This window comes from Sphingomonas echinoides, assembly GCF_029623395.1.
GTDB classification, from domain to species: Bacteria; Pseudomonadota; Alphaproteobacteria; order Sphingomonadales; family Sphingomonadaceae; genus Sphingomonas; species Sphingomonas echinoides_A.
This window is the reverse complement of the sequence record NZ_JAPYKK010000027.1, coordinates 18,610-41,595: the sequence shown is the minus strand read 5'-3', so window position 1 is coordinate 41,595 and position 22,986 is coordinate 18,610. Positions and strand designations below refer to the sequence as shown.

At 67.4% G+C, this 22,986-nt stretch carries 25 protein-coding genes, 1 tRNA gene and 1 riboswitch; of the genes, 12 read left to right on the top strand and 14 right to left on the bottom strand.

Annotation, left to right across the window (positions count from 1 at the left end; genetic code table 11):
* Nucleotides 1-2 precede the first annotated feature (2 nt).
* A complete protein-coding gene (locus tag QBJ92_RS14845) occupies nucleotides 3-1,937 on the bottom strand; it encodes a TonB-dependent receptor plug domain-containing protein (protein ID WP_277970479.1) in 1,935 nt (644 codons plus the stop codon).
* 134 nt (nucleotides 1,938-2,071) lie between these two features.
* A riboswitch (cobalamin riboswitch) is annotated at nucleotides 2,072-2,276 on the bottom strand.
* 27 nt (nucleotides 2,277-2,303) lie between these two features.
* Here QBJ92_RS14845 and cobU point away from each other — a divergent pair.
* Together cobU and QBJ92_RS14835 are read left to right on the top strand one after the other, a co-directional pair.
* A complete protein-coding gene (cobU, locus tag QBJ92_RS14840) occupies nucleotides 2,304-2,819 on the top strand; it encodes a bifunctional adenosylcobinamide kinase/adenosylcobinamide-phosphate guanylyltransferase (RefSeq protein ID WP_277970478.1) in 516 nt (171 codons plus the stop codon).
* Between the two features lie 67 nt (nucleotides 2,820-2,886).
* Complete coding sequence (locus QBJ92_RS14835; RefSeq protein WP_277970477.1) at nucleotides 2,887-3,714, top strand: amidohydrolase family protein; 828 nt, start codon at nucleotides 2,887-2,889, stop codon at nucleotides 3,712-3,714.
* Nucleotides 3,715-3,833: 119 nt separating this feature from the next.
* Here the strand turns inward: QBJ92_RS14835 and rlmN are convergent, their stop codons facing one another.
* Nucleotides 3,834-5,042 carry a 23S rRNA (adenine(2503)-C(2))-methyltransferase RlmN gene (gene rlmN, locus QBJ92_RS14830; protein ID WP_277970476.1) on the bottom strand — a complete coding sequence of 403 codons (1,209 nt, stop codon included), beginning with the start codon at nucleotides 5,040-5,042 and terminating at the stop codon, nucleotides 3,834-3,836.
* A gap of 263 nt (nucleotides 5,043-5,305) precedes the next feature.
* On the opposite strand from rlmN, the gene QBJ92_RS14825 reads away from it, so the two are divergent.
* Complete coding sequence (locus QBJ92_RS14825) at nucleotides 5,306-5,671, top strand: cupin domain-containing protein (protein ID WP_277970475.1); 366 nt, start codon at nucleotides 5,306-5,308, stop codon at nucleotides 5,669-5,671.
* A gap of 65 nt (nucleotides 5,672-5,736) precedes the next feature.
* Here the strand turns inward: QBJ92_RS14825 and QBJ92_RS14820 are convergent, their stop codons facing one another.
* Entirely contained in the window at nucleotides 5,737-6,234 is a 498-nt protein-coding gene (locus QBJ92_RS14820) for a hypothetical protein (RefSeq protein ID WP_277970474.1), read from the bottom strand.
* Nucleotides 6,231-6,905, bottom strand: a complete 675-nt coding sequence (locus tag QBJ92_RS14815) for a histidine phosphatase family protein (protein ID WP_277970473.1) — start codon at nucleotides 6,903-6,905, stop codon at nucleotides 6,231-6,233. The genes QBJ92_RS14820 and QBJ92_RS14815 overlap by 4 nt, the downstream gene beginning before the upstream one ends.
* A 148-nt stretch (nucleotides 6,906-7,053) precedes the next feature.
* Between QBJ92_RS14815 and QBJ92_RS14810 the strand changes: the two genes are divergently transcribed.
* The 3 genes from QBJ92_RS14810 to QBJ92_RS14800 all read left to right on the top strand — a co-directional run bounded on the left by QBJ92_RS14810 (nucleotide 7,054) and on the right by QBJ92_RS14800 (nucleotide 9,782).
* On the top strand, nucleotides 7,054-7,734 hold the full coding sequence (locus tag QBJ92_RS14810; RefSeq protein WP_277970472.1) for an outer membrane protein: 681 nt from the start codon (nucleotides 7,054-7,056) through the stop codon (nucleotides 7,732-7,734).
* A 172-nt stretch (nucleotides 7,735-7,906) separates the two neighbouring features.
* A complete protein-coding gene (dnaN, locus tag QBJ92_RS14805; protein ID WP_277970471.1) occupies nucleotides 7,907-9,019 on the top strand; it encodes a DNA polymerase III subunit beta in 1,113 nt (370 codons plus the stop codon).
* Between the two features lie 28 nt (nucleotides 9,020-9,047).
* Nucleotides 9,048-9,782, top strand: coding sequence for a sulfite exporter TauE/SafE family protein (locus QBJ92_RS14800; RefSeq protein ID WP_277970470.1), 735 nt, complete (start codon nucleotides 9,048-9,050; stop codon nucleotides 9,780-9,782).
* Here the strand turns inward: QBJ92_RS14800 and QBJ92_RS14795 are convergent.
* Genes QBJ92_RS14795 through QBJ92_RS14785 form a run of 3 tightly spaced genes read right to left on the bottom strand, consistent with a single transcriptional unit; the run spans nucleotide 9,773 to nucleotide 11,884 of the window.
* The gene (locus tag QBJ92_RS14795) at nucleotides 9,773-10,105 is read right to left on the bottom strand and encodes a cytochrome C nitrite reductase (protein WP_277970469.1); all 333 of its coding nucleotides are present in this window, start codon (nucleotides 10,103-10,105) and stop codon (nucleotides 9,773-9,775) included. The genes QBJ92_RS14800 and QBJ92_RS14795 overlap by 10 nt on opposite strands.
* Complete coding sequence (locus QBJ92_RS14790) at nucleotides 10,102-11,301, bottom strand: molybdopterin-dependent oxidoreductase (RefSeq protein ID WP_277970468.1); 1,200 nt, start codon at nucleotides 11,299-11,301, stop codon at nucleotides 10,102-10,104. The genes QBJ92_RS14795 and QBJ92_RS14790 overlap by 4 nt, the downstream gene beginning before the upstream one ends.
* The gene (locus tag QBJ92_RS14785; protein ID WP_277970467.1) at nucleotides 11,294-11,884 is read right to left on the bottom strand and encodes an NADPH-dependent FMN reductase; all 591 of its coding nucleotides are present in this window, start codon (nucleotides 11,882-11,884) and stop codon (nucleotides 11,294-11,296) included. The genes QBJ92_RS14790 and QBJ92_RS14785 overlap by 8 nt, the downstream gene beginning before the upstream one ends.
* A gap of 226 nt (nucleotides 11,885-12,110) precedes the next feature.
* Between QBJ92_RS14785 and QBJ92_RS14780 the strand changes: the two genes are divergently transcribed.
* Nucleotides 12,111-14,228 (top strand): transglycosylase domain-containing protein, encoded by a 2,118-nt coding sequence (locus tag QBJ92_RS14780; RefSeq protein WP_277970466.1) that lies wholly within the window; start codon nucleotides 12,111-12,113, stop codon nucleotides 14,226-14,228.
* A gap of 228 nt (nucleotides 14,229-14,456) precedes the next feature.
* Complete coding sequence (era, locus tag QBJ92_RS14775) at nucleotides 14,457-15,353, top strand: GTPase Era (RefSeq protein WP_010161764.1); 897 nt, start codon at nucleotides 14,457-14,459, stop codon at nucleotides 15,351-15,353.
* Between the two features lie 28 nt (nucleotides 15,354-15,381).
* On the opposite strand, the gene QBJ92_RS14770 is transcribed toward era, so the two are convergent.
* Complete coding sequence (locus QBJ92_RS14770) at nucleotides 15,382-16,080, bottom strand: NAD-dependent deacylase (protein WP_277970465.1); 699 nt, start codon at nucleotides 16,078-16,080, stop codon at nucleotides 15,382-15,384.
* Nucleotides 16,081-16,398: 318 nt separating this feature from the next.
* Here QBJ92_RS14770 and dapB point away from each other — a divergent pair, with 318 nt between their 5' ends.
* From dapB to QBJ92_RS14750, 4 genes are all read left to right on the top strand, one after another.
* Nucleotides 16,399-17,127 carry a 4-hydroxy-tetrahydrodipicolinate reductase gene (dapB, locus tag QBJ92_RS14765; RefSeq protein ID WP_277970464.1) on the top strand — a complete coding sequence of 243 codons (729 nt, stop codon included), beginning with the start codon at nucleotides 16,399-16,401 and terminating at the stop codon, nucleotides 17,125-17,127.
* Nucleotides 17,124-17,795 carry an endonuclease III gene (gene nth / locus QBJ92_RS14760; protein ID WP_277970463.1) on the top strand — a complete coding sequence of 224 codons (672 nt, stop codon included), beginning with the start codon at nucleotides 17,124-17,126 and terminating at the stop codon, nucleotides 17,793-17,795. The genes dapB and nth overlap by 4 nt, the downstream gene beginning before the upstream one ends.
* Nucleotides 17,796-17,798: 3 nt before the next feature.
* Nucleotides 17,799-18,167: a hypothetical protein gene (locus QBJ92_RS14755; protein ID WP_277970462.1), complete on the top strand. Its 369-nt coding sequence runs from the start codon at nucleotides 17,799-17,801 to the stop codon at nucleotides 18,165-18,167.
* A 53-nt stretch (nucleotides 18,168-18,220) separates the two neighbouring features.
* Nucleotides 18,221-18,297, top strand: a tRNA-Arg gene (locus QBJ92_RS14750).
* Between the two features lie 10 nt (nucleotides 18,298-18,307).
* Here the strand turns inward: QBJ92_RS14750 and QBJ92_RS14745 are convergent.
* Genes QBJ92_RS14745 through QBJ92_RS14720 form a run of 6 tightly spaced genes read right to left on the bottom strand, consistent with a single transcriptional unit; the run spans nucleotide 18,308 to nucleotide 22,838 of the window.
* Nucleotides 18,308-19,408: a tyrosine-type recombinase/integrase gene (locus QBJ92_RS14745; RefSeq protein ID WP_277970461.1), complete on the bottom strand. Its 1,101-nt coding sequence runs from the start codon at nucleotides 19,406-19,408 to the stop codon at nucleotides 18,308-18,310.
* The gene (locus tag QBJ92_RS14740) at nucleotides 19,405-19,575 is read right to left on the bottom strand and encodes a hypothetical protein (protein ID WP_277970460.1); all 171 of its coding nucleotides are present in this window, start codon (nucleotides 19,573-19,575) and stop codon (nucleotides 19,405-19,407) included. Before QBJ92_RS14740 ends, QBJ92_RS14745 begins: the two co-directional genes overlap by 4 nt.
* Nucleotides 19,575-19,925: a head-tail connector protein gene (locus tag QBJ92_RS14735; protein ID WP_277970459.1), complete on the bottom strand. Its 351-nt coding sequence runs from the start codon at nucleotides 19,923-19,925 to the stop codon at nucleotides 19,575-19,577. Before QBJ92_RS14735 ends, QBJ92_RS14740 begins: the two co-directional genes overlap by 1 nt.
* A gap of 17 nt (nucleotides 19,926-19,942) precedes the next feature.
* Nucleotides 19,943-21,100, bottom strand: a complete 1,158-nt coding sequence (locus QBJ92_RS14730; RefSeq protein ID WP_277970458.1) for a phage portal protein — start codon at nucleotides 21,098-21,100, stop codon at nucleotides 19,943-19,945.
* Nucleotides 21,091-21,633, bottom strand: coding sequence for an HK97 family phage prohead protease (locus QBJ92_RS14725; protein ID WP_277970457.1), 543 nt, complete (start codon nucleotides 21,631-21,633; stop codon nucleotides 21,091-21,093). Before QBJ92_RS14725 ends, QBJ92_RS14730 begins: the two co-directional genes overlap by 10 nt.
* Nucleotides 21,633-22,838, bottom strand: coding sequence for a phage major capsid protein (locus QBJ92_RS14720; protein ID WP_277970456.1), 1,206 nt, complete (start codon nucleotides 22,836-22,838; stop codon nucleotides 21,633-21,635). Before QBJ92_RS14720 ends, QBJ92_RS14725 begins: the two co-directional genes overlap by 1 nt.
* Nucleotides 22,839-22,986 lie beyond the last annotated feature (148 nt).

Here is a 22,986-nt window from a genome sequence, read left to right as displayed (position 1 = left end):
GCTCAATACGTCAGGCGGACGCCGCCGAAGGCAGCGCGGCCCGGTTGGCCATATTGGTAGATCGTCTGGTATTTCGTATCGAACACGTTCTCGATCCGCCCGAACACTTCGACCTTCTTCGTGACCGGGAAGGACGCGCGCACGTCGCCGAGCACATAACCGTCGAGCCGCCGCGCGTTCGACGCATTGTCGAAACTATCCCCGACCGAGGTCAGCGTCGCCCCCGTCGTCAGGCCGAACGCCCAGCGATAATCGGCGTTGACCGTGATGCTGCTGTCGGGCCGCCGCGCGAGCTTGCGCCCGAAATTGCGGCTGCCGGCGGAGCGGTCGGTCGCGTCGAGATAGGTGTAGCTCGCGCTCACCGTCAGCGCCTCGACCGGACGCAGCAAAAGCGTCAGCTCCACCCCTTGCGCACGAGTCCGTGCGATATTGTCATAGGTGCCGAACGGGCGATCGGCGCAAATCCCCGTGAGCGGCGCGTCGCACGACACGAAGGTGATGAGATCGGTCGAATTGCGATGGAAGTAGGTCGCGCTCGCCTCGACCGCGCCGTTCAGCGCCTTTTGCGTGACCCCGGCGTCCCAGCCGTGCGAGCGTTCCGGGTTCAGCGCCGTGTTCCCGTATTCGCTTTGCAACTGGTAGAGCGTCGGCGCCTTGAAGCCTTCCGAATAGCTCGCGCGCAGCGTGGTCGCGCCGCCATTGGGCGAATAGACGCCGCTGCCCGAAAAGGTCGTCGCGCCGCCGAACACATTGTGGTCGTCATGCCGCACGCCGCCGGTCGCGGTCAGCCCGGTGATCGGGGTGACGGCGAGCTGGCCATAGACGCTGAACAGCCGCGCCCGGCCCCGCGTGACCGGCCCGCCGAAGCTCGATGACGAAAAGCGCGACACTTCCCGCTCCGCGCCAAAGGTCGCGAACACCGCCGAGGTGACGTTCGCGGTGCCCTGATATTCCAGCCGGTCGTTGCGGCCGATCCCGCGGAACGTCTCGGTCGGGTCGCCATCGGGGTCGATGTTGCGGCGGTCGGTGTCGGTATGCGCATAACCGAAGCGATTGTGCAGACGCCCGTCGAACAGCGCGGCGTTGAGCCCGGCATAGCCGACCCATTGTTCGACATCGCCATATTCGCGCGTGTCGCCGAAGGTGAAGTTGGGGGGCGGGAACCCGTCGATGTCGGTCCGGCTGTTGGTATAGAAGCCGCGCAGGTCGACCGAGACGTCGCGGGCCAGCGCGATCCCCAGGCTGCCGTTCGCGGCATAATTGCGGTACCCGTCGCGCTCGGTGCCGGGGGCATAGGCCGAGATCCCGTCGGTGCCGTAATAGCCGCCGCCGAGGCTCGCGGACACCGGCCCGACCTTGCCCGAGACGTTGGCGAAGCCCTGTGCGGTGCCATAGCCGCCGCCCTCGGCACGCGCGTTGATCGCGATCTGCTCGGTCGGCTGGCGGGTGATGAGGTTGACGACGCCGCCGATCGCCTGGCTGCCCCACAGCACCGATTGCGCGCCGCGCAGCACTTCGATCCGCTGGATGTTGCCGATCAGCAGATTGCCGAAATTGAACCCGCCGCCGGGAGCGGAGGGATCGTTGAGCTTGATCCCGTCGATCAGCGCGACGGTCTGGTCGCTGTCCGCGCCGCGGATGCTGACCGAGGTGGTGGTGCCGATCCCGCCGTTGCGCACCACGGTGACGCCGGGCGTCTGGCGCAGCAGGTCGGACACGACGACTGCCTGGCGCTCGGTAATCGTCGCGGTGTCGAGCACCGTGACCGACTGGCCGACGGTATCCGCCGGGCGCGCCGCGCGGTTGGCGGTGACGACGATATCCTGCGATGCAGCGGCGGCTTGCTCCAGCGTGGCGGTGGATTGCGCGCTCTCGGCGAACGCGGGCGCGGCGGCGGCGATGCACGGCAGCAGGATCAGATAGGCACAGGTCTTCACGGTTATTCCCCTTCGCAACAGCTACGGGGGCACGCACGGCGCTATGTCGGAATTCCGCTTTCCGCCCCGCGCACGACCCCAACCACGTCGTCTCACGAGGAAAACCTCGATCGCGCGGCACACCCCGGCCGGACGAAGGACAACCGCGACAGGCAGGTCTCCTGGCTCCCGGGTCGTCGTCTGGCTCGGCCTTCCCGGATCCGGGGATCCAGTGGCACACGAATGGAGCAAGACTCGCCGGTCACAGTTGCGGGGACAGCCCCGGATGACGCACGTGCCCGCGCGCTTCCGGGTTCCCTTTTCATCCCATCTCTGGGAACCTGTCGCATCGGCGCGTCTAGAGCGCGCTTTGGGCGAGGGCAAGATGTGACACGGACGACACTATTCCTGGGCGGCGCCCGCTCGGGCAAGAGCCGCCTCGCGCAGCAGACGGCGGAGGCCTGCGCCGGGCCGCTCGCCTATCTCGCCACTGCCGAGGGCCGCGACGGCGAGATGGCGGACCGGATCGCGCGGCATCGCGCCGACCGGGGGGAGCGCTGGCGGACGGTGGAGTGCCCGCTCGCGCTGCCCGCGGCGATCGCTTCGGTCGAAAGCGGCGCGGTGCTGGTCGATTGCCTGACCCTGTGGCTGTCCAACCTGATGCTTGGCGAGCATGACATCGCGGGCGCGACGGACGATCTGCTGGCTGCCATCGCGGGGAGTCCGTTGCCGATCGTGATCGTGACCAACGAGGTCGGGATGGGGATCGTCCCCGATCATCCGCTTGGTCGCACCTTCCGCGATGCGGCGGGGCGGCTCAACCAGGCGGTCGCGGGGCAGGTCGACGCGAGCTATTTCGTGGCCGCCGGGCTGGTGCTGCCGTTGCAGCGGTATCGGACCTGACGCCGCGGGGCTGGTCTCCGCGGTCCGCAAATGGCATTCCGGTCAAGGGATTGCACGAGGAACGACGATGACGCGATGGATCGACGCGCACCAACACTTCTGGTCGCTGACGACGCCCGGACATGAATGGCCGACGGCGGCCGAAGCGCCGATCCACCGCGATTTCGGGCCGGCAGACCTGATCGCCGCGTGCGACGGGCTTCCGCTGGCGGGAAGCGTCCTGGTCCAGTCGCAACCGACCGATGCCGATACCGACTGGATGCTCGCGCTGGCGGAGCGCACGCCGCTGGTGCGCGCGGTGGTCGGCTGGGTCGACCTTACCGACCCCGCCGCGCCTGATCGCATCGCCACGCTTGCCGGCAACCCGTGGTTGCGCGGGCTGCGCCCGATGCTCCAGTCGATCGATGATACCGACTGGCTGCTGCGCGCGGACCTCGCTCCCGCGATCGCGGCGATGCAGGCGGCGGGGCTGCGGCTGGATGCGCTGGTCCAGCCGCGCCATCTGCCGATGCTCGCGCGGTTCGTGGAGCGCTGGCCCGATCTGCCGATCGTGATCGATCATGCCGCCAAGCCGTTCGCCGCCGCGGGGACGCTCGATCCGTGGCGCGACGACATTGCCGCGCTCGCTGGGCTTGGGGTGCATTGCAAACTGTCCGGGTTGCGGACCGAACAGGCCCCCGGCCAGCCCGCGAGCGACCTCGCGCCTTATGTTGCGCACCTCGTTAATGCGTTCGGGCCGCGGCTGATGTGGGGGAGCGACTGGCCGGTCGTCTTGTTGTCGGGGGATGATTGGCGTCGCTGGCACGACGATGCGCTGCGGATGGCGCGCGCGGCCGGGGCGGACATCGACCGGCTGTTCCACGGTGCGGCGGTGGATTTTTACACGCTGGGGTGAGCCGTCGCCCGACCCCATCCGTTCGCCCTGAGCGCAGTCGAAGGGCCGCTCCCAAGCAAGCCTAGGCTCGGGGGAGACGGGGGCTTCGACTTCGCTCAGCCCGAACGGGGGGGCGAACCCTAGCCCAACGCCGCCTGCTTCTCCGCCGCCAGCGCATCCAGCTCCGCGCGCGTTTTCTTCTCGCTCGCGGTCTTCAACTGCCCGCACGCCGCGTCGATGTCGCGGCCGCGCGGGGTGCGGACCGGGGCGCTGATCCCGGCGTCGAACACGATGTTCGAGAACGCCTTGATCCGCTCCGGCGTCGAGCACTCATAGGGCGCGCCCGGCCACGGGTTGAACGGGATCAGATTGACCTTCGCCGGCAGGTCATAGAATTTCAGCAACCGCACCAGCTCGCGCGCATCCGCGTCGCTGTCGTTCTTGTCCTTGAGCATGACATATTCGAACGTGATCCGCCGCGCGTTGTTCGCGCCCGGATAATCCGCGCACGCCTGCAGCACTTGCTCGAGCTTATACTTGCGGTTGATCGGCACGATCTCGTCGCGGATCTCGTTGGTCACCGCGTGCAAGGACACCGCGAGGTTGACCGAAATCTCCTCGCCCGCGCGTGCCATCAGCGGCACCACGCCCGAGGTCGACAGCGTGATCCGCCGCCGCGACAGGCCGATCCCGTCGCCGTCCATCACGATCTTCAGCCCGTCGCGGACATTGTCGAAATTATAGAGTGGCTCGCCCATCCCCATCATCACGATGTTGGTGAGCATGCGCCCCTCGGGCTGGCTCGGCCATTCGCCCAAAGCATCGCGCGCGAGCATCACCTGCCCGACGATCTCGCCCGGGGTCAGGTTGCGCACCAGCCGCATCGTGCCGGTGTGGCAAAAGCGGCAGTTGAGCGTGCAGCCGACCTGGCTCGACACGCACAGGGTGCCGCGATCCGCATCGGGAATGAACACCATCTCGTAATCGTTGCCGTCGTCGGTCCGCAGCAGCCACTTGCGCGTCCCGTCGGTCGACACCTGCGCCTCGACCACTTGCGGGCGGCTGATCGTGAAGCGCTGTTCGAGCCACGGCTGCATCGTCTTCGAGATGTCGGTCATCAGCGAAAAGTCGGTGACGCCGCGATTGTAGATCCAGTGCCACAATTGCTTGGCGCGCAGCTTCGCCTGCTTGGGGTCGAGCTGCGAGGTCTCGAGCGCCATCTTGAGATCGGGCTTGGACAGCCCGAGCAGATCGATCCGCCCATCGCTGCGCGGCACCAGCGCGCGCGGCACGGGTACGGGGTCGATATGCCCCGGAATGGGCATGGCGTAGGCTGGTGCTGTCTGCATGGGGCTGCACATAGGGGAAAATCGCGGGATTTTCTACTCCCTGTGCGGATGGGGTGTTTCCGGGAGGGGCATGCCCGGGGCCGCATCGCGTGCGAACCTTGTTAGATAGCGGCGTGCTGGGGCGGGAAATCTTGCCGGACGTCGTCAGCCATCGACTAAGCTGTCACATGGCATGGGGATGATTGCGGTCGCGGGTCCAGCTTGTATGATCCTTCGGTCCTGGGCTCGACCCGGCGCCGCTTCCGCCTTGCCCGGAGATTCAAATGTTATCGCCAACCGCGCTCGCCACCGCGTTCGACCGAGTGACGGATTACTGGTCCCCCAAGGTCATTGGCCAGGTCAACGACCAGCTGCTCAAGGCGGCGAAGCTGAAGGGCGAACTCGTCTGGCATGCGCATGACGGACAGGATGAGCTCTTCTACATCGTCAAGGGATCGCTCCGGATCGAGTTCGAGACCGAAGTCGTCGCGCTCGAACAGGGGGATTTCCTGACCGTCCCGAGCGGGGTGCGCCACAACCCCGTCGCGGAGGACGAATGCTGGGTGTTGCTGATCGAGCCCGCTTCGACCTTGCATACCGGCGCGGAAAGGACGTCTCGTACGCGCAGTCTGGAGGAGCAGCTCCGCTAACGGTTCCGGGGCGGCTGGCGATGGCGTCGCTCCGCGCACCAGTCGCCGTTGACCGAACGGCCCCGCTATCCCTTGAGGCACGCCAGCGCCGCCGCATCGATCGCAGTCGCCGCGCCCTTCAGCGCATAGACGTCCGCGAACGGCCCCCCGGCGCGGCTGAGCGTTTCCACGCTCATGCTGCGGCTCGATCGAATCGCGGAGACGATCGCCGCGTCGGCGCGTGCATCGGGTGCCCAGGCGTCGGCGGCGGTCGCGGTCAGGTCGAAGCGGCGCTCGCCGACCGACAATGTCACGCGCGCCTGCGGGTTGCGGTCGCGGCTGAGCCGGACGTGGAGCTGATGGCGTGCGCCCCCGCCGCCCGCGCGCGGCCAGCTGGCGATGCTCGCGAACGGGCGCCAGCGCGATGCGCCGCCCGCGCTGACCGGCTCGGCGATCGCGAAACAGCGGCGGGGGGCGGAATCGCTGAACGCGCCCCAGCGATCGAACACGCCGATCGTCTCGCGCGCACCCGCGACCGCGGGCAGCGCCGCCAGCGCGAGCACCGCCCATCGTGTCCGGTTCACGCTGGCGCGTGCCCGGCGCCGCGATGGAGCACCGTCTCGACGCCGTGCTCGATTTGCACGAGCGAGCCCTGCGGCAAACCAGGCAACGCGGGCGCGCCGTAGCCGGGCAGGTCCGCGCCGCCGGTCATCACCCCGCGCAGCACCCGGCTGGAGATGCCGTGCAGGATCACCAGCCGGTCGCCGGCATCGCCATCGGTATCCGCCAGCCAGCCCGAGACGCGCTCCGCGATCGCGGGATAGTCTTCGCCGTTCGGCGCGGGGTGGAGCAACCCGGTGGCGCGATCGACCACCGTCAGCCCTTCCGCCGCGAGATCCGTATAATAGCGCCCGCCCCAGTCGCCGGTGTCGATTTCGACCAGGCGCGAGTCGGTTCTGGCGGCGTGCCAGTCGAGGTCGAGGTGCTCGGCGATCACCGCGAGCGTCTGTAACGCGCGTCCGGTCGGCGAGGCCCATAGCGTCAGCGCGGGTTTTGGCCCCAATTTTTCGCGTAAGGCGCGCCCCATCTCGTCCGCTTGCGCGAAACCGGCGCGGGTGAGGGGGGTGTGGAGATGCTCGCCCTGCAACCGTCCCGCCGCATTGAAGACCGTTTCACCGTGTCGCGCGATGTAATCGCGGCCACTCCGTGGCGACTTCGCGGCGGTTTGCGACCGCATCTGGGCGTTGGAATCCATGCCCGCGTCTTCAACCCCGTGTGGCCCAAAAGCAACGGATTTCCGTGTTTATCTGAGGTTCATGCAAGCCCGTTTGCGAGCGCCTATCTGAGCCTTCCCCGCCGCCAAGGATGAGACATCGGCGGGCGAACACCATGGAGTACCCCCAATGCGCAAGATCGTCCTCACCGCCGCCACCGCCGTTCTCGGCCTCGGCATGGCAGCCCCCGCACTGGCCCAGGACGGCCCGCCCACGAATTCCCCCGACCGCGCGTTCAACGGCCCGCGCGCCGGCGTTCTGCTCGGCTATGACAAGCTGCAGCCCGGCAGCACCGACGGATCGAGCATCCGCGGCGACCGCGGCGCCGACGGCCTGACGTACGGCGGCGACATCGGCTATGATTTCGATAACGGCAGCCGGATCGTCTACGGTATCGAAGGCGAAGTCACCGGATCGACCAGCAAGGTCACCAACAATCCGGTCGACGCCGCCGCGCTCGGCTATGGCCGCGTCAAGGCGGGTCGCGACCTGTATGTCGGCGCGCGCGTCGGCTACAAGCTGACCCCGGCGACGTTGCTGTACGCCAAGGGCGGCTACACCAACGCGCGGCTCGACCTGACCGCGAACAACGGGACGGTCACCACCGGCGAGCATTTCACGCTGGACGGTTACCGCGTCGGCGCAGGGCTCGAGCAGGCGATCACGCCGCGCACCTATGCCAAGATCGAGTATCGCTATTCGAACTACGGCAATGCGCGTCTTGAGTTCGCGAACGGTGCGAACACCAACAACTTCGGCGTCGACACGGATCGTCACCAGGTCCTGGCCGGAGTCGGCTTCCGCTTCTGATCCGGTCGCTTGCGACGGGAAACGAGACGGCCCACGCCTGATTTAGCTGTGGGTAAGAGGGGTCGGGGCGCTTGCTCCGGCCCCTTTTATGTTTAAGGAAAGGCACACGGCGAATTGCCCCCGGTTGACACCGGAACGGGCTGAAATTGGGGCGGCGGCCCGGGGGAACGGCATGAAGGCGACGATCGAACGCGCAACCTTGTTGAAGGGGCTCAGCCACGTCCAGTCGGTGGTCGAGCGGCGCAACACCATTCCAATCCTGTCCAACGTCCTGATCGAGGCGACCGCCGAAGGTGGCCTCAAGCTGATGGCGACCGATCTGGACTTGCAGATCAACGAGACGATCGCGGCCGCGGTCGACCAGCCCGGCTCGACCACCGTGTCGGCGCACACGCTGTTCGACATCGCGCGCAAGCTGCCCGAGGGCAGCCAGGTCTCGCTGAGCGCGGCCGATGGCAAGATGACGATCATGGCGGGCCGCGCCAAGTTCCAGCTCGGCACGCTGCCGCGCGACGATTTCCCGGTAATCGCGGAGGGTGAACTCCCGGTCAGCTTCGAGCTGCCCGCCGAGACGCTCAAGCAGATCATCGACAAGACGCGCTTCGCGATCTCGACCGAGGAAACGCGCTATTATCTGAACGGCATCTTCTGGCACGTGTCGGAGGATCCGCTCCCCGTGCTCAAGGCCGCCGCGACCGACGGCCACCGCCTCGCCCGCGTGACGATGCCGCGCCCGGATGGCGCCGAATCGATGCCGGACATCATCATTCCGCGCAAATGCATCGCCGAACTGCGCAAATTGCTCGATGAAATCGACGGTTCGGTCGGCGTGTCGATGTCGCCGACCAAGATCCGCTTCGATCTGGGGCAGGCGTTGCTGACCTCCAAGCTGATCGACGGCACCTTCCCGGACTACAGCCGCGTCATCCCGACGGGTAACGACAAGATCCTCAAGATCGACCCGCGCAGCTTCGAGGAAGGCGTCGACCGCGTCTCGACGATCGCGACCGAGAAGACCCGCGCGGTCAAGATGGCGCTCGACCGCGACAAGATCATCCTGTCGGTGAGCTCGCCCGAAAACGGCACCGCGGCGGAGGAAGTCCCGGGCGACTACACCGCGCTCGGCTTCGAGATCGGGTTCAACAGCCGCTATCTGCTCGACATTCTCGGGCAGCTTGATGGCGACACGATCGAGGTTCACCTCGCCGATGCCGCCGCGCCGACGCTGATCCGCGAGAATGACAAGTCGGCCGCGCTGTACGTGCTGATGCCGATGCGAGTCTGATCGGCTGGCAAATCTGACGACGATAGCCTTGTCCGGGGGCGCAGGGGTCCTCGGTGGGGCGATGAATGCGCTGGCCGGCGGGGGCACGTTCGCGACGCTGCCGGCGCTGATCGCGCTGGGGCTTCCTGCGAACACCGCCAATGCGACGTCGAACGTCGCGTTGCTGCCGGGGGCGGCGACCAGCAGCTGGGCGTTCCGCCGCGAGCTTGGGCCGGTCGGCGGAGTCAACGTCTGGCTGCTCGGCGGAATCACCTTCGTCGGCGGGCTGGCCGGAAGTGCGTTGCTAGTGGTGACGCCGACGCGCGTGTTCGACCTGCTCATCCCGTGGCTGTTGCTGATGGCGCTCGTAGTGATCGCTTACGGCAAACGCGCCGCGGACGCGCTCCACGCCCGCGTCACGATCGGGCAGCGGACGCTGATCGTCTCGCAGTCGTTGCTGGGCGTGTATGGCGGCTATTTCGGTGGGGGCGTCGGATTGATGACGACCGCGATCTATGGGTTGCTCGCGGGCGTTTCTCCGCGTGCGCTGTTCGCACCCCGCACGCTGATGCTGGCGATCGCCAATGCCGCCGCCGCGATCGTGTTCATCACGACCGGGCTGGTCAATTGGGCGGCGGCAGTGCCGATGCTGATCGGCGCGGTGTTCGGCGGATGGATCGGCGCGGTGATCGGCAAGCGGCTGTCCCCCGGGCTGGTGCGGGGCTGGACGCTGTTCGTTACCGCCGCCACGACGATCGTGTTCTTCGTCCGCGCCTATTTCTGATTGGGGAGCGTGAGCAGCGCGGCGAGGATCTTGGGGTCGTCGGTCGGATCGATCGCCGCCTTATACGCGGTGCGCATCTTGCCGATCTCGGCGGTCCAGGTCTTGGCGTCGAGCTTGGGCTGAGTCAGCAGCATCTCAGGCGAATGGCAGGCGGTGCAATTCGTGGTGAGGATTTCCGCGCTGGCCGGCAGCGTCACGGTCTCGTCGGGGAGCGTGATCGATTGCGATGCTAGCGCGATCCCGGCGCCGGCGGGATGGCCCGCAGACGGCGCGCGCTGACACGCGCCGAGCAGCAGCAGCGCGACGAGCCAAATACGCGTCATGCCACCACCAAGTGTGCGGTTTCGATGCTGCTTCGCATATAGCCTCCGGGATTCCAGATCGGCGTGGGCTTCTGGCCGGCGCCGCGGGTGTTGGTGGTGCGCACCGCAATGTCGTGGGCACCTCGCGGCAGCCCGGTGAGCGGCATCGACCAGCGGCGGAAGCTGTACGCGCCGTGATCCGGCCCGAGCTGTGCCGCCTTCCAGCTTTGCCCGCGATCGACCGAGACCTCGACCGTGGCGACTCCTGCGTCGCCGCCCATCGCGATCCCGCGAACTTCCTGCGGGGTCGTGCGCGTGAAGAAGGCGCGCGGCGGCATCCGGCCGATCGGGACGGTTGCGAAATCCTTCGCGCCGGGCTGAACGCCCGCGTCGGCGGTCGCGGGGATGCGATACGCCTTTTCCATCCAGAAACCGGTGTCGGGCGTGGTGAGCAGCTCGATCGAATCGAGCGCCTTGATCCAATAGGTCGAGAACCAGCCAGGGACGATCAGCCGCAGCGGGAAACCGTTGAGCAGCGGGAGCGCCGTGCCGTTCATTCCGTAGGCGACGATCACGTCGTCGGTCCGCGCATGGTCGAGCGCGAGCGCCTTGGCGAACTTGGGTGCGTCGCCCGGCGCCTCATCGAGCCCGGAGACCTTCACCTGCACCACGCCCGGCGCGACACCGGCGCGGTCGAGCAGGTCGCGCAGCCGCACGCCGGTCCAGCGCGCATTGCCCATCGCGCCATTGCCCCATTGCGCGCCCGGGACGCGCGGCGCGAACAGACCGCGCGAGTTGCCCGAACACTGGTTGACCGCCGCCACCTCGACCTTGGGCATCGCCTGGATATCGGCGAGTGAGAGCGCCGTCGCGCGCTGGACCGCGCCACCGATCTTGAGCCGGAACGCAGCGGCATCGACCGACAGCGGGATGTCGGCATAATGCCAGCGCACATAGAAGCGGTCGTTCGGGGTGAACGGATCGTCGCCGAGCGCGCCATCGAACGCCGCCATCGGGGTTTCGAGCAGCGGCGCGCGACTACGCTGGAGGATCATGCCCTTCTTGCCGGGGAAGGCATCGGTCAGCGCGCGTTCGCCGGTGCCGTTCGAGAGGCCGAGGTCGACCATTCCCTGCGCCCAGAGCGGTGTGCTGGCGAGCGCGCCGACGCCGAGGCCCCCAAGCGCGAGTGCCGCGCGACGATCGATCGGCTCACCCATGCTGGATCGCCACGGGGACGAACCGCGCCACCTGCTTGCCGACGAGCGAAAGCTGCTCGATCACCGCGGCGTCGCTGGCGCCGCCGTCGTCGTCGAACTTGGTCAGTTGCGTGTTGACCGCGGCGGCGAACGGCGTCGGCCAGCCGCGCAGCGCGTGGACGATCGAGCGCAGCGCCGCGATCGTGCTGCCCGTCGCCTGCCATCCGTAGGCGGTCGCGATCAGCCCGACCGGCATGTCCGCAAGATACGGCCGATGCGGATCGCGCGCGGTTTCCTCGAGCAGGTCGAGCGCGTTCTTGACCACGCCCGAGATGCTGCCGTGATAGCCGGGCGAGGCGATGATGATTGCGGAGGCCTGACGGACGGTCTCGACGAATTCGGTTTCGTCCGGGGTGCGCGTGGTCGCCTTTGGGTCGTAGAGCGGGAGCCGCGCCATGTCCGCGCCGCCGAACATCCGCGTGCGGAATCCCTCGCGGCCCGCCGCGTCCAGCGCGATCCGCAGGGCGCGTTCGGTCGAGGAAACACCGCCGATCGTCCCGCCGATACCGACGACTAGGGGCTGATCGAGAAGGGTTTCGGCCATCGGTTCGGGCTTTCGACAGGGCCGCGGGGCGACCGGAGGCGTCTTCAATAGCCCGACGCACGCTTTGCCTCAATGCTTCGCGGGGTTGGACTGCAGAAGCCGTGCAACATGGCTCGCGCGGCACGGCGCGCCCTGCTAAGCGCCCGGAGATGCTTTTCCCATGCTTGCGCGGTCTGTTCTATACAGGTAACACACTGGTTCGTCCGAATTTCGGGATCTGGTGAGCATGCGCCGTTACCCTTTTGACGCATCCGATCGCATGGACCCGCGGACCCCGCTGGAACTGAAGGACGGTGTGCCGCCGCCCGAGCGGTATTTGCGTGAAGCCCCGTATGAACCGGAGGACGACGGCGACGACCGCGGGTCGCGCTGGCGACGGGTCAATTGGATGCGCTGGATCATGCGCGGGCTTGCCGCGCTGATCGTGCTGTTCGTGCTCGCGGTCGCCTGGCTCGCGGTGACCGCGCCCTTGTCTAAGTCGCTCCAGCCGCCCACGCCGCCCAGCGTCACGCTGCTCGCGGACGACGGCACGCCGATTGCGCGGCGCGGTGCGATCGTCGGTGCGCCGGTGGATGCCGCCAAGCTACCGAAGAACGTCACCAACGCCTTCCTCGCGATCGAGGATCGGCGCTTCCGCTCGCATTGGGGGATCGACCCGCAGGGAATCGCGCGCGCGTTCGTCCATAATCTCCGCTCCAGCGGGCGTGACCAGGGCGGCAGCACGATCACGCAACAGCTCGCGAAGAACGCGTTCCTCGATTCGGATCGCACCGCTGCCCGCAAGATTCGTGAAGTGCTGATCGCCTTCTGGCTCGAGGCGTGGCTGACCAAGGACCAGATCCTGTCGCGCTATCTGTCGACGGTCTATTTCGGCGACAACACGTACGGCCTCAGCGCGGCCGCGAAGCATTATTTCGGGCGGACTCCGCAAAATCTGTCGATCGCGCAAGGGGCGATGCTCGCCGGGTTGGTCAAGGCGCCGTCGCGGCTTGCGCCGACGGTCAATTTGTCGGGCGCGCGGGCCCGCGGTGCGCTGGTGCTGCGCGCGATGGTCGAGGGCGGGTTCCTCGACAAGGACATCGCAGCCGGCGTTCGCCCCGCGCGCCTCGCGACCGACCGCGTCGCGCCGCTCCCCAACGGGACGTATTTCGCGGATTGGGTGCTCCCGGCGGCACGCGATCAGGCGGGTGATCTGGCGCGCGAGAGCAAGGTCCGCACCACGCTCGACCGCCGCTTGCAAAGTGCCGCCGAACGCGCGGTCCGGCGTGCAGGGTTGCGGCAGGCGCAAGTCGCGCTGGTGGCGATGCGGCCGGACGGTCGCGTGGTCGCGATGGTCGGGGGAAAATCCTACGCCGACAGCCCGTTCAACCGCGCGACCCAGGCGATGCGGCAGCCGGGATCGGCGTTCAAGCTGTTCGTCTATCTCGCGGCGATGCGCCACGGCATGACGCCGGATTCGATCGTCGAGGACAAGCCGATCACGATCGCCAACTGGAGCCCGCGCAACTCGGACGGGCGGTATCTCGGCCCGATCACGCTGCGGCAGGCATTCGCGCGCTCGTCCAACGTGGCGGCGGCGCGGATCACGCAGGAAGTCGGCGTCGCGAACGTCATCAAGGCGGCGCGCGACCTCGGCGTCACCACGCCGATCCCGAACGAGGCGACGATCGCGCTCGGCACCGCGAGCATGTCGTTGCTCGAGCTGACCCAGGCCTATGCGGCGGTGGCGGCGGAGCAATATCCGGTCCGCGCGCGCGGGCTCGAGGATCCGCCCGAGCGCGGGATGCTCGCAAGCCTGACCGATCGCCCGCACGCCTTGTCGGGGACGATCCGCGACGAGATGCTCGACCTGCTGTCGGCATCCGCCGAGACGGGGACGGGCCGCGCGGCGGCGCTGTCGGTCAAGACCTATGGCAAGACCGGGACGACGCAGGACAATCGCGACGCGCTGTTCGTTGGGTTCGCCAACGGGTTGGTGGTCGGCGTGTGGGTCGGCAATGACGACAACACCCCCAATGCGGGTCTGTCCGGCGGCGGCGTGCCCGCGCGGGTGTGGCGCGATTTCATGCAGCAGGCGCTGGGGGTGGGCGCAGCGGTGGTGCCCGAGGCGGTGCCCGAAGTGATCGATCCCGACGCCAATGGCTATGACCAGACGATCGAGAATTTCCTCGATCCGGGCAACATTCCACCGGTCGAGGGCGAAATCCCTGGCGTCGGGCGAGTCCGGCTGCGCGACGGGCGGCTCGATTTCGAACCCAGCGGGAACGACGAGCGCGACCGCCGCCGCCGCGACGAGGACGAGGATCGCGCGCCGCAGCGCGACGGCTATGAGGACGAACAATAGGCGCTACTGGCGGAACGGTGCCGTTTTCGGTAGAGGCCATGCTCGCTTTACCCATAAGCGCTTCTTCGGCGACGGTCGGGGCCCAGTCGTGATGGCGGATGTGCCGGAGCTCGGTCCGCGGCACTCCCCGGCCCGTGCTCGGGTCCCGGTCTTCGCCGAAGAAGCGCAGCATCTGCCATCAACGATTCCGGTGTCGGTCACGAACACTCGGCGTTCCAAGGATACCCCATGACCGACCAGAAATGCGGACTCGTTGCCGTCCTCGGCGCTCCCAATGCGGGCAAGTCGACGCTTGTCAACGCGCTCGTTGGGCAAAAGGTCGCGATCGTCAGCCCCAAGGCGCAGACCACGCGCGTGCGGCTGATGGGCGTCGCGATCGAGGGCGACACGCAGTTGCTGCTGGTCGATACGCCCGGCATCTTCGAGCCCAAGCGCCGGTTCGACCGCGCGATGGTGCAGGCGGCGTGGGGCGGCGCGGAAGGCGCGGACGTGCTCGCCCTGGTGGTCGATGCCAAGGGCGGGTTACCGACCAAGGTCACCGACATCGCTACCGCGATCAAGGACCGGCCCGAGCCCAAGTACCTGATCCTCAACAAGGTCGACCTGGCGGACAAGGCGAAGCTGCTGCTCCATGCCGAGCGGCTCAACGGCCTGGTGGCGTTCGACGAGACGTTCTTCGTCAGCGCCTCGACCGGGGACGGGCTGCCTGAGCTCAAGGCGCATCTCGCGGCGCGGATGCCCGCCGAGCCGTGGCACTTTCCCGAGGACCAGGTCTCCGACGCGACCGAGCGCAGCCTCGCGTCCGAAGTCACGCGCGAGCAGATCTTTCTCCAGCTCCACGCCGAACTCCCCTACGCCTCGGCGGTCGAGACCGAGCAATATCTCGAGCGCGAGGACGGTTCGGTCGAGATCCACCAGCAGATCCTGGTAGAACGCCCGACGCAGCGCGCGATTGTGCTCGGCAAGGGCGGCACGCGGATCAAGGAGATCGGCGCGCGCGCGCGGACCGAGCTCAGCAGCATCATGGGCCGGCCGGTGCATCTGTACCTGCACGTCAAGGTCCGCCCGGGCTGGGACGACGAGCGCGACGTGTACCGCGACATGGGGCTCGACTGGGTCGAGTAACCGCGCGCACGCCGGGGATGGCGTGCGCTCAACCGAGCAGCGCGTCGACCCACGCCGGCACGAGCACCCCGGCCGGGCCAAGCTGCGTCTCGTGGAAATAGGCGCTGCCCGCCGACCGCTCGAGATTGAGTTCGACCGTCCTCGCGCCCGCATAGCGCGCACCCTGGACGAACCCTGCGGCGGGATAGACCGCGCCCGACGTTCCGATCGAGACGAACAGGTCGGCTTGCGCCAACGCGCGCTCGATCCGCTCCATTTCATACGGCATCTCGCCGAAGAACACGATGTCGGGCCGGAGCGCGGGCGCGCCGCACGCGGCGCAAGGCGTGCCCGGCGGGAGCGCCTCGGTCCAGGCCACGCGGGCGTCGCACGCCGCGCAGAGGGCCGACCGCAGTTCGCCGTGCATGTGGAGCAACCGTTTCGCCCCGGCGCGTTCGTGGAGATCATCGACGTTCTGCGTCACGATCAGCAACGCGCCGGGCCACGCCGCATCCAGCCGCGCGAGTGCCGTATGCGCTGCGTTCGGCGCAACGTCGGCCAATGCGGCGCGGCGTGCGTCGTAAAATCGATGGACCAGCACCGGATCCGCCGCGAGCGCCTCGGGTGTGCAGACGTCCTCGACGCGGTGTCCTTCCCACAGGCCGCCGGGCCCGCGAAACGTCGCGATTCCGCTTTCGGCGGAGATTCCCGCGCCGGTCAGGACGACGATGTTTCGGATGGAGGTCATGGGGTGAGGATCCGCAAGGGTGTTGTTCGAAAGGGCGTTCGGGGGACGGTTTTCCGGGTTGCGACGATGGACCACCCGCACGCTCTACCGTCTCGCAAATCAGCGGGATGGTCTAGCCGGCATTGGCGCATTCTCGCACCGCAACGGCGCGCTCGTTAAACGCATCGAGCAAGCGTGCGGTGATGCCATCTTCCAGCCATTGTCAGATTTTGGATCGGACTTCGCCGCTTCGAACCACGATGTTTTGCGATCCCTGCATGGCATCTCGCGGGGCGAGGCTCTAGAGGCCGCGGGGGATGCATTTACGGAGCACAGGCGATGACCGCGATCGGCATTATCGGGAGCGCAGGGCGCATGGGGCAAACGCTCGCGGCGGCAGTGCCGGATCTCGGTGCGACGCTCGCGGGCGGGATCGATGCGGGGGGCGATCCGGCGACGCTGGCGCATGACGCGGACGTGCTGATCGATTTCTCCGCGCCCTCCGCGCTGGAGCGCAATCTCGCCGCCGCGCGGTTGACCGGCACCCCGATCCTGATCGGCACGACCGGGCTCAGCCCGACGCATCATGCGCTGGTCGACGCGGCCGCGAGCGAGATCGCGGTGCTGCAGACCGGCAACGTCTCGCTCGGGGTGACGCTGCTCGCCAAGCTGGTGCGCGAGGCGGCGGCGCGGCTTGGCCCGGACTGGGACATCGAGATCGTCGAAATGCATCACCGCCACAAGGTCGATGCGCCGTCGGGAACCGCCTTGCTGCTGGGCGAGGCCGCGGCGGCGGGGCGCGGCGCGCCGCTTGCCGACCTGCGCGTATCGGACCGGGCCGGACTGGTCGGCGCGCGGTCCGAAGGGACGATTGGGTTCGCCTCGCTCCGCGGCGGGTCGGTCGCGGGGGATCACCTCGTCGTGTTCGCGGGCGAGGGAGAGCGCATCGAACTCGGCCACCGCGCGGAAAACCGGGCGATCTTCGCGCGCGGGGCAGTGACCGCGGCGCTGTGGCTCGCGGGGAAGCCGGCGGGCCGCTACCAGATGGAAGAGGTGGTCGGCGTGTGAAGAAAGCCGACGTCGTCGACTTCTACGCGCGGCTGGCGGCGGACAATCCGCACCCCGAGACCGAGCTGGAGGCCGGCAATCCGTTCCAGCTCGTCGTGGCGGTCGCCCTCTCGGCGCAGGCGACCGACGTGGGCGTCAACAAGGCGACGCGGCTGTTGTTCGCGGAGGTGACGACGCCCGAGCAGATGGTGGCGCTCGGCGAGGACGGGCTGAAGGCGCACATCAAGTCGATCGGGCTGTTCAACACCAAGGCGAAGAACGTCATCGCCTTGTCGCAGCAGCTGATCGACGCGCACGGGAGCGTCGTCCCCAACGATCGCGCCGCGCTCGAACAGCTTCCCGGCGTCGGACGCAAGACCGCCAACGTCGTGCTCAACGTCGCGTTCGGCGCGGAGACCTTCGCGGTCGATACGCATATCTTCCGTGTCGGCAATCGCACCGGCCTTGCGCGCGGCAAGACCCCGCTCGCGGTCGAGCTCAAGCTCGACAAGGCGACTCCGCAGCCGTTCCGGTTGCATGCGCATCACTGGCTGATCCTCCACGGCCGCTACGTTTGCAAGGCGCGGACGCCGGAATGCTGGAGATGCGTCGTTGCGGATCTCTGTGCGTTCAAGCCCAAGACGCCCGCGCCCAAAACGGTTACGGAACGGCGTCCCGCCAAGGAGTGATCCATGCGTCGTGTGCTTTCCGCCATCGTCTTGCTGTTTGCGGCGAGCGTCGCCGGCGCCCGCGAGCGGATCCCGGTGGCAACCCCCGCGGGTCCAGCGGTCCCGTGCATTCCGCTGGTACAGATTCGCGAAACCCGCGTGCGCGACGACCGCACGATCGATTTCGTCCTGAACGGCCGCAAGATCTATCGCAACACCTTGCCCTACGCTTGTCCCAGCCTCGGTTTCGAACAGCGCTTCAGCTACGCGACGAGTCTCGGCCAATTGTGTTCCACCGACATCATCAGCGTACTCTATCAGGCGCCCTATCTCACCCAGGGCGCAAGCTGCGGGCTGGGGCAATTCCAGCCGGTGACATTGAGCGCCCGGTGAATCGTCGATCGGGGCTGGCGTCGCGTCGCGCGCTTTGCTAGGCGATGCCTCAGGCACCCGTAGCTCAGCTGGATAGAGCGCTGCCCTCCGAAGGCAGAGGCCACTGGTTCGAATCCAGTCGGGTGCACCACTTCACTCATTTAAGCCTCCTTTTCTAAGGGGTTATCGTTCGCCGTGGCTAACCGTTCGCGAAGGTTAGCCATCAGCATCTCGCCAGCGGCGTCCGAAAGCATCTCTTGCGATGCCGCTTTCGTGTACCGCGCAACCTCGCCATCGGTGGTGTGACCGGTCCAGCTTTTGATTTGCTGGTTGGAGCATCCGGCCTCGGCAAACCGCCGCGCCGCCGCTTTGCGCAGACCGTGCGCGGAGCAGTCGGGCAGGCCCGCCTCGTCACACCACTGGCGCACCTTGTTGCCAAAGCCCTTGCGGCTGTAGGGCGCACCGCGCTCGCTTAACAGGAACACCATGCCGCCCAAGGGAGTGGCCAGGATGGATTCTGCCAGCGGGGGGAGGATGGGAAGCGAGACAGTCGCGCCGGTCTTTTCCTGCGTCACGTGCAAGCGTTTGTTGCGGACGTTCCCCGGCCCCATCACGCGGGCGTCGCCGCCGCGCTGGCCGGTGTAGAGCATCAGGTCGAGCGCGAGCCGTGCATTGCTGCCGACCGGGTGCCGCGCCTCATAGGCCGCGATCTCGTCCTCGGTCCACGTGTGGAAGCCGTTGCCTTCGACCTTGAAGGGGCGGGTGGACGTGACGGGGTTGGTCGTCGTCATACCCAGCCGAACCGCAAAGTTCATTAGCGCAGACAGACGCTTCCGCAGCATGTTTGCGGACGTGCGGTGCGGAAGCACTTCGGCCAGCATCGCCTCGACGTGGCGCGGCTGGAGGTCGCGGACGGGTACGCTGCCGTAACGCTGCCCTTTGCGCGTCCGCTCGCGCCAACGCTCCAGCACGCCACGATAGACGACGCGGGTCCGGTCGCTTGGGTTGAGGAAGTCAGGGGAGCGATAGTAGCGGGAGAGCAGATCGTCGAAGGTGCCCGGCACGACGCGATCCGCCCCTACCTCAATCGCAGGCGCAGCCAGACCAGCCTCACACGCGCGCAGCTCCTCCCGGAATCCTTCGGTGCCGGGCTGGCTCTTGAACGTGTAATGAGCAAAGCCCTTGCGGCGATAGCGGTAGTACGCCTTGCCGTGGCGGCTCTTGTACTCGCTCACATAATCGGGAAGCCAACGCTTCTTCATCCGAACATCCCGTCCAAGACATTGCCGGTGCTGGCGTCTTTTCCGAACTCCACGTAGATCGTACCATCAGGCGCGACACGATAGCCGCTCGGCTTCAGGCCAGCCGCAACCGCGCCGCGCAGGGCGCGGGTAACGTCAGCTTGCTTGAAGGCGGCGGGGCGGCTCATCAGATCCCCAGCACTCGGAACGACTGCACCAGGCGCATATTTCCCGCCGGGGCGTCGCTGCCATCTTCGCGACCATCGAATGCGCGCGCGACGTGCGACAACACGGCCAGCTTGAGAGCAGCCGGCGCGGGCGTGGTCGGATCATAGCCCTCCGCAATCGTCAGGACGTGTTCGGTCGCTGCCGCAATCAGAAGCTGGATCGTGCCGTCCTCATGGGTTTCCTCGTCCTCGGTGAAGCGCAGCCACAGCTTTGCCTCTGCCAGCGTTACGATCGGCCCCACCGTCGGCAGGGCACCATAGGCCGCGATCACGTCGGCGGCGCTTACGTCCGCCCCCAGGCCAAGCGCCAAACGCATTTCCTCGACCGTCACGCGGGCACCTCTGTGGTCTTAGCGCGCGGGTTCCAGCCCTCAATTGCGCGGATTTCGTCAGGGTCCAGAACGCCGGTATCCACCGCGATCTTGTGTGCCGCCCAACGGGTCGCCGGGTCGCCGCGCAGGAAGCCCGACAGATCAAGCTCCAGCTCGTAAGGCCCATTGGTCGGGAACACGGCGCGTGCGAACTCGGCTTCGATCTTGCGCGCCCACGGTGCGAGGCAGAACGTTGCGAACCACAGACCCGCCTGCGCGGCGTTCGTGAAGGTGTTGTTCTCGTATGCCTGAATGATCGGCGGCGGCACCTGAAAGATGCGGCAAATCTCAATCACGCCGAACTTGCGCGTTTCGAGCAGCTCGGCATCCTCCGGGCTGATTTGCGCCGTCGCAAAGGTCATGCCGCCGTCAAGCAGAAGCGTGCGCCCCGCGTTGGCCGTGCCCTCATTGCGAGCCGCCAGTTGCGCCCGCATGGCGTTGCGCTGGTCGACCGTGAGCGTGCCGGGGATCGTGATCGTCCCGGATGGCGACATGCCGTTGCGGGTGAAGCTGCGCGCGAACTCATTCGAGGCGCGCACCCCCTCCACGGTGTCAGCGGCGCGCGACAGGCGCGAGCGGCCCACCAGGCCGTCGTCGGTGCGGTCGCGAAGGTGCAGCACCTCATCGGCCAACAGGCGGCGCATTTTGCCGCGTCCGTCGCCAACGTCATACGCAAGCCGTCCGCTGGCGAGATACTGGACCGTGACCATGCCCCACGGAATCCAGTTGAACCCCGCGAGCTGGCCATTGCCGCCGCGCACGATCTCCGCCAGCCCGTTGCCAGTCAGCAGCGCGGACGCGATCAGGTGGTCGATAAAGTCCGGCCATGACATCGTTGCCGATACACCGTTGCGGGTCAGGCGGCGCACGGGATGCGTCATGGCCTCGGTGCGGTTGCCGTCCTTGTCGATCAGATAGACCAGCGCGGGGATGCTCGAGAGCGCCGAACTGATAGCCGTCGTGCAAGCGAGGATCGATGCGAGGTTCTCCGCCGCACGTGCCGACATGGCGCCGGGGTAGCCGATGCCGGGCGCGATCGCGTTCCAGCTTGCGTCCGTGGCGTCGTTGCGACGCTCCAGGCCAGCGAATGCGGCAATGCGTTGGATCATGCCCATGCGCCAAGCTCCGCCATGATGAGACGACGACGGCGGGCATCCTGCGCGCCATTGGCGACATAGGCGGCACGAAGCGCGATCTCGGTTTCGGGATAGGCGGGCCATGCCGACACAACGCTGATTTCGCGCAGGCCAACCGCGTTCAAGGTGCGGCGCTCGCCGTTCCAGCTTTCCCCGCCCTTGGGCACGGTGAAGCCGAACGACATGCCCCCCAGATCGCCACGCTCGGCCAGCGCCAGCGCGTCGCGGCCCGCCTGCGTGTCCGGCAGGTCGAGCGAGAACGACAGGCCCCGCGTGTCTTCGGACAGGCGCAGGGTGCCGGAGCGCGTGCGCCCCAACACCTTGCCCGTGTCATGGTCGAGCAGCGCCAGCACGTCGCCAGCGAGCGCAGACCGGAAAGCGCCGGGCGCGATCGTCTCCACGAAGGTTCCGATCCGCGCCTCGGCGTTGAAGGTGGCGGCATAGCCCTCAAGGCGTCGGCCACTGGCCCGAACCTCGGTAGCGTGCCGCCGCTCAAGGGTGCCGCCGTGCATCAGGCCACCGTCACGCCGGTTGCCTTGACGAAGCTGGCGGGACGGCGAACGCCGAAGTCCACCGTCGCCATAGCGCGGATCAGGATATTGCCCTTGCTGTAGGCCGTCTCGGCATACGGGTTCACCAGAATGTCGAGCTGCGACCAGATGCCGATGAGGAAGTCCGACCAGTCGCCATAGACCAGGCCGTGCTTGTTCGCGGTCGGGTTGAGCGTGTTGGGCACCTGATTCGAGAACTGGACCGGTTCGCCGTGGAAGATCTCGGCAAGCGGGATCGGGTGGCCGGTCGTGTCCTTGGTCTTCGCCGCCGCCGCCTTGACGCCATTGGTCGACACGAAGCCGCGCGACGTGCCGACGTTGGCGATATCCGCCGCCGCCATCATGTTCGCCGTGGTGATGAACAGGTCGGTGTCATACGCCACGGAGCCGATACCAGCGGTGTTGAGGATGCCGGTCGGCTGCGCGTTGGTGCCCGAACCATTGATCGCGGCACGGTCGATCTCCAGCGCGATATTGCGCGAAAGCATCTGGCGCACCAGCGCGTCAGCGGCGGGGCTGGACTGCATCAGCAACTGCCGCGACAACTCGGTGATCGCGCCGACATGGTGCGGCGAGAGCGTCAGGCTGTCCGCGGTGAAATTGCCATACGGCAGCGCGACGTTTTCCGCGACCCAGCCAACAGCAGGCGAGCCGGTTTCACGCGGGATCACGACGTTGCCGGTCAGGCCGGTCAGGACGGTCGCGCCCATCGCCTGCATGACGGTCGAGTTGGTCAGCGCCGACGTGAACAGATCGGGGCGGAAGCTGGTCGGCACGATTGCCGCGCTTGTGCCCGTCACCTGCGCGTCGCGGCGCTCGAAAAGCTCGGTCGCGATGTAGACGCCCTTCGCTTTGCTGCCAGCGCGTTCCTCCAGAAACGCCTGTTCGCGCTCGACCTTGGCCCGATCGCAGGGTGCGCCCATCGCATAGCAAATGGTTTCGGTGATCGACTGCGCGCGGATTTCGGGTGCGGCATCGCCGTGCAACGTCGTACCGGGATCGGAGCGGTCAGCGGCGTCAAGAGCGCGAGCGCGCTCCAGTTTGCCATTGAGCGTGCGCAGTTCATTCTCGGCAACGGTGAACGCTTCGGCGTTGTCGGAGGCGTCTGCCTCCTTCATGCGTGAGTACGCTGCCGCCCGCTGTTCGATTAGATCGCTCGTCTTCATTGTTCGTCCTCAGTTTGGCCGGGAGCCGAAGCCCCCGGCACGGTGAAAGCCGTCTGTCTCGCGACGATGGTTAGGTGCCGATCGGGGGTACGCGCGTAGCCACCCCTCCCGATCGGCGATGCCCAGGCGCGGGCGATTAGGGGTGGTG

Bases quoted from the DNA above. Each gene is read 5' to 3' on its own strand.
- QBJ92_RS14835 (WP_277970477.1), top strand. From the start codon at position 2,887: ATGACGCGATGGATCGACGCGCACCAACACTTCTGGTCGCTGACGACG.
- rlmN (WP_277970476.1), bottom strand. From the start codon at position 5,042: ATGCAGACAGCACCAGCCTACGCCATGCCCATTCCGGGGCATATCGAC.
- QBJ92_RS14825 (WP_277970475.1), top strand. From the start codon at position 5,306: ATGTTATCGCCAACCGCGCTCGCCACCGCGTTCGACCGAGTGACGGAT.
- QBJ92_RS14815 (WP_277970473.1), bottom strand. From the start codon at position 6,905: ATGGATTCCAACGCCCAGATGCGGTCGCAAACCGCCGCGAAGTCGCCA.
- QBJ92_RS14810 (WP_277970472.1), top strand. From the start codon at position 7,054: ATGCGCAAGATCGTCCTCACCGCCGCCACCGCCGTTCTCGGCCTCGGC.
- dnaN (WP_277970471.1), top strand. From the start codon at position 7,907: ATGAAGGCGACGATCGAACGCGCAACCTTGTTGAAGGGGCTCAGCCAC.
- QBJ92_RS14795 (WP_277970469.1), bottom strand. From the start codon at position 10,105: ATGACGCGTATTTGGCTCGTCGCGCTGCTGCTGCTCGGCGCGTGTCAG.
- QBJ92_RS14790 (WP_277970468.1), bottom strand. From the start codon at position 11,301: ATGGGTGAGCCGATCGATCGTCGCGCGGCACTCGCGCTTGGGGGCCTC.
- QBJ92_RS14785 (WP_277970467.1), bottom strand. From the start codon at position 11,884: ATGGCCGAAACCCTTCTCGATCAGCCCCTAGTCGTCGGTATCGGCGGG.
- QBJ92_RS14780 (WP_277970466.1), top strand. From the start codon at position 12,111: ATGCGCCGTTACCCTTTTGACGCATCCGATCGCATGGACCCGCGGACC.
- era (WP_010161764.1), top strand. From the start codon at position 14,457: ATGACCGACCAGAAATGCGGACTCGTTGCCGTCCTCGGCGCTCCCAAT.
- QBJ92_RS14770 (WP_277970465.1), bottom strand. From the start codon at position 16,080: ATGACCTCCATCCGAAACATCGTCGTCCTGACCGGCGCGGGAATCTCC.
- dapB (WP_277970464.1), top strand. From the start codon at position 16,399: ATGACCGCGATCGGCATTATCGGGAGCGCAGGGCGCATGGGGCAAACG.
- QBJ92_RS14755 (WP_277970462.1), top strand. From the start codon at position 17,799: ATGCGTCGTGTGCTTTCCGCCATCGTCTTGCTGTTTGCGGCGAGCGTC.
- QBJ92_RS14745 (WP_277970461.1), bottom strand. From the start codon at position 19,408: ATGAAGAAGCGTTGGCTTCCCGATTATGTGAGCGAGTACAAGAGCCGC.
- QBJ92_RS14740 (WP_277970460.1), bottom strand. From the start codon at position 19,575: ATGAGCCGCCCCGCCGCCTTCAAGCAAGCTGACGTTACCCGCGCCCTG.
- QBJ92_RS14730 (WP_277970458.1), bottom strand. From the start codon at position 21,100: ATGGGCATGATCCAACGCATTGCCGCATTCGCTGGCCTGGAGCGTCGC.
- QBJ92_RS14725 (WP_277970457.1), bottom strand. From the start codon at position 21,633: ATGCACGGCGGCACCCTTGAGCGGCGGCACGCTACCGAGGTTCGGGCC.
- QBJ92_RS14720 (WP_277970456.1), bottom strand. From the start codon at position 22,838: ATGAAGACGAGCGATCTAATCGAACAGCGGGCGGCAGCGTACTCACGC.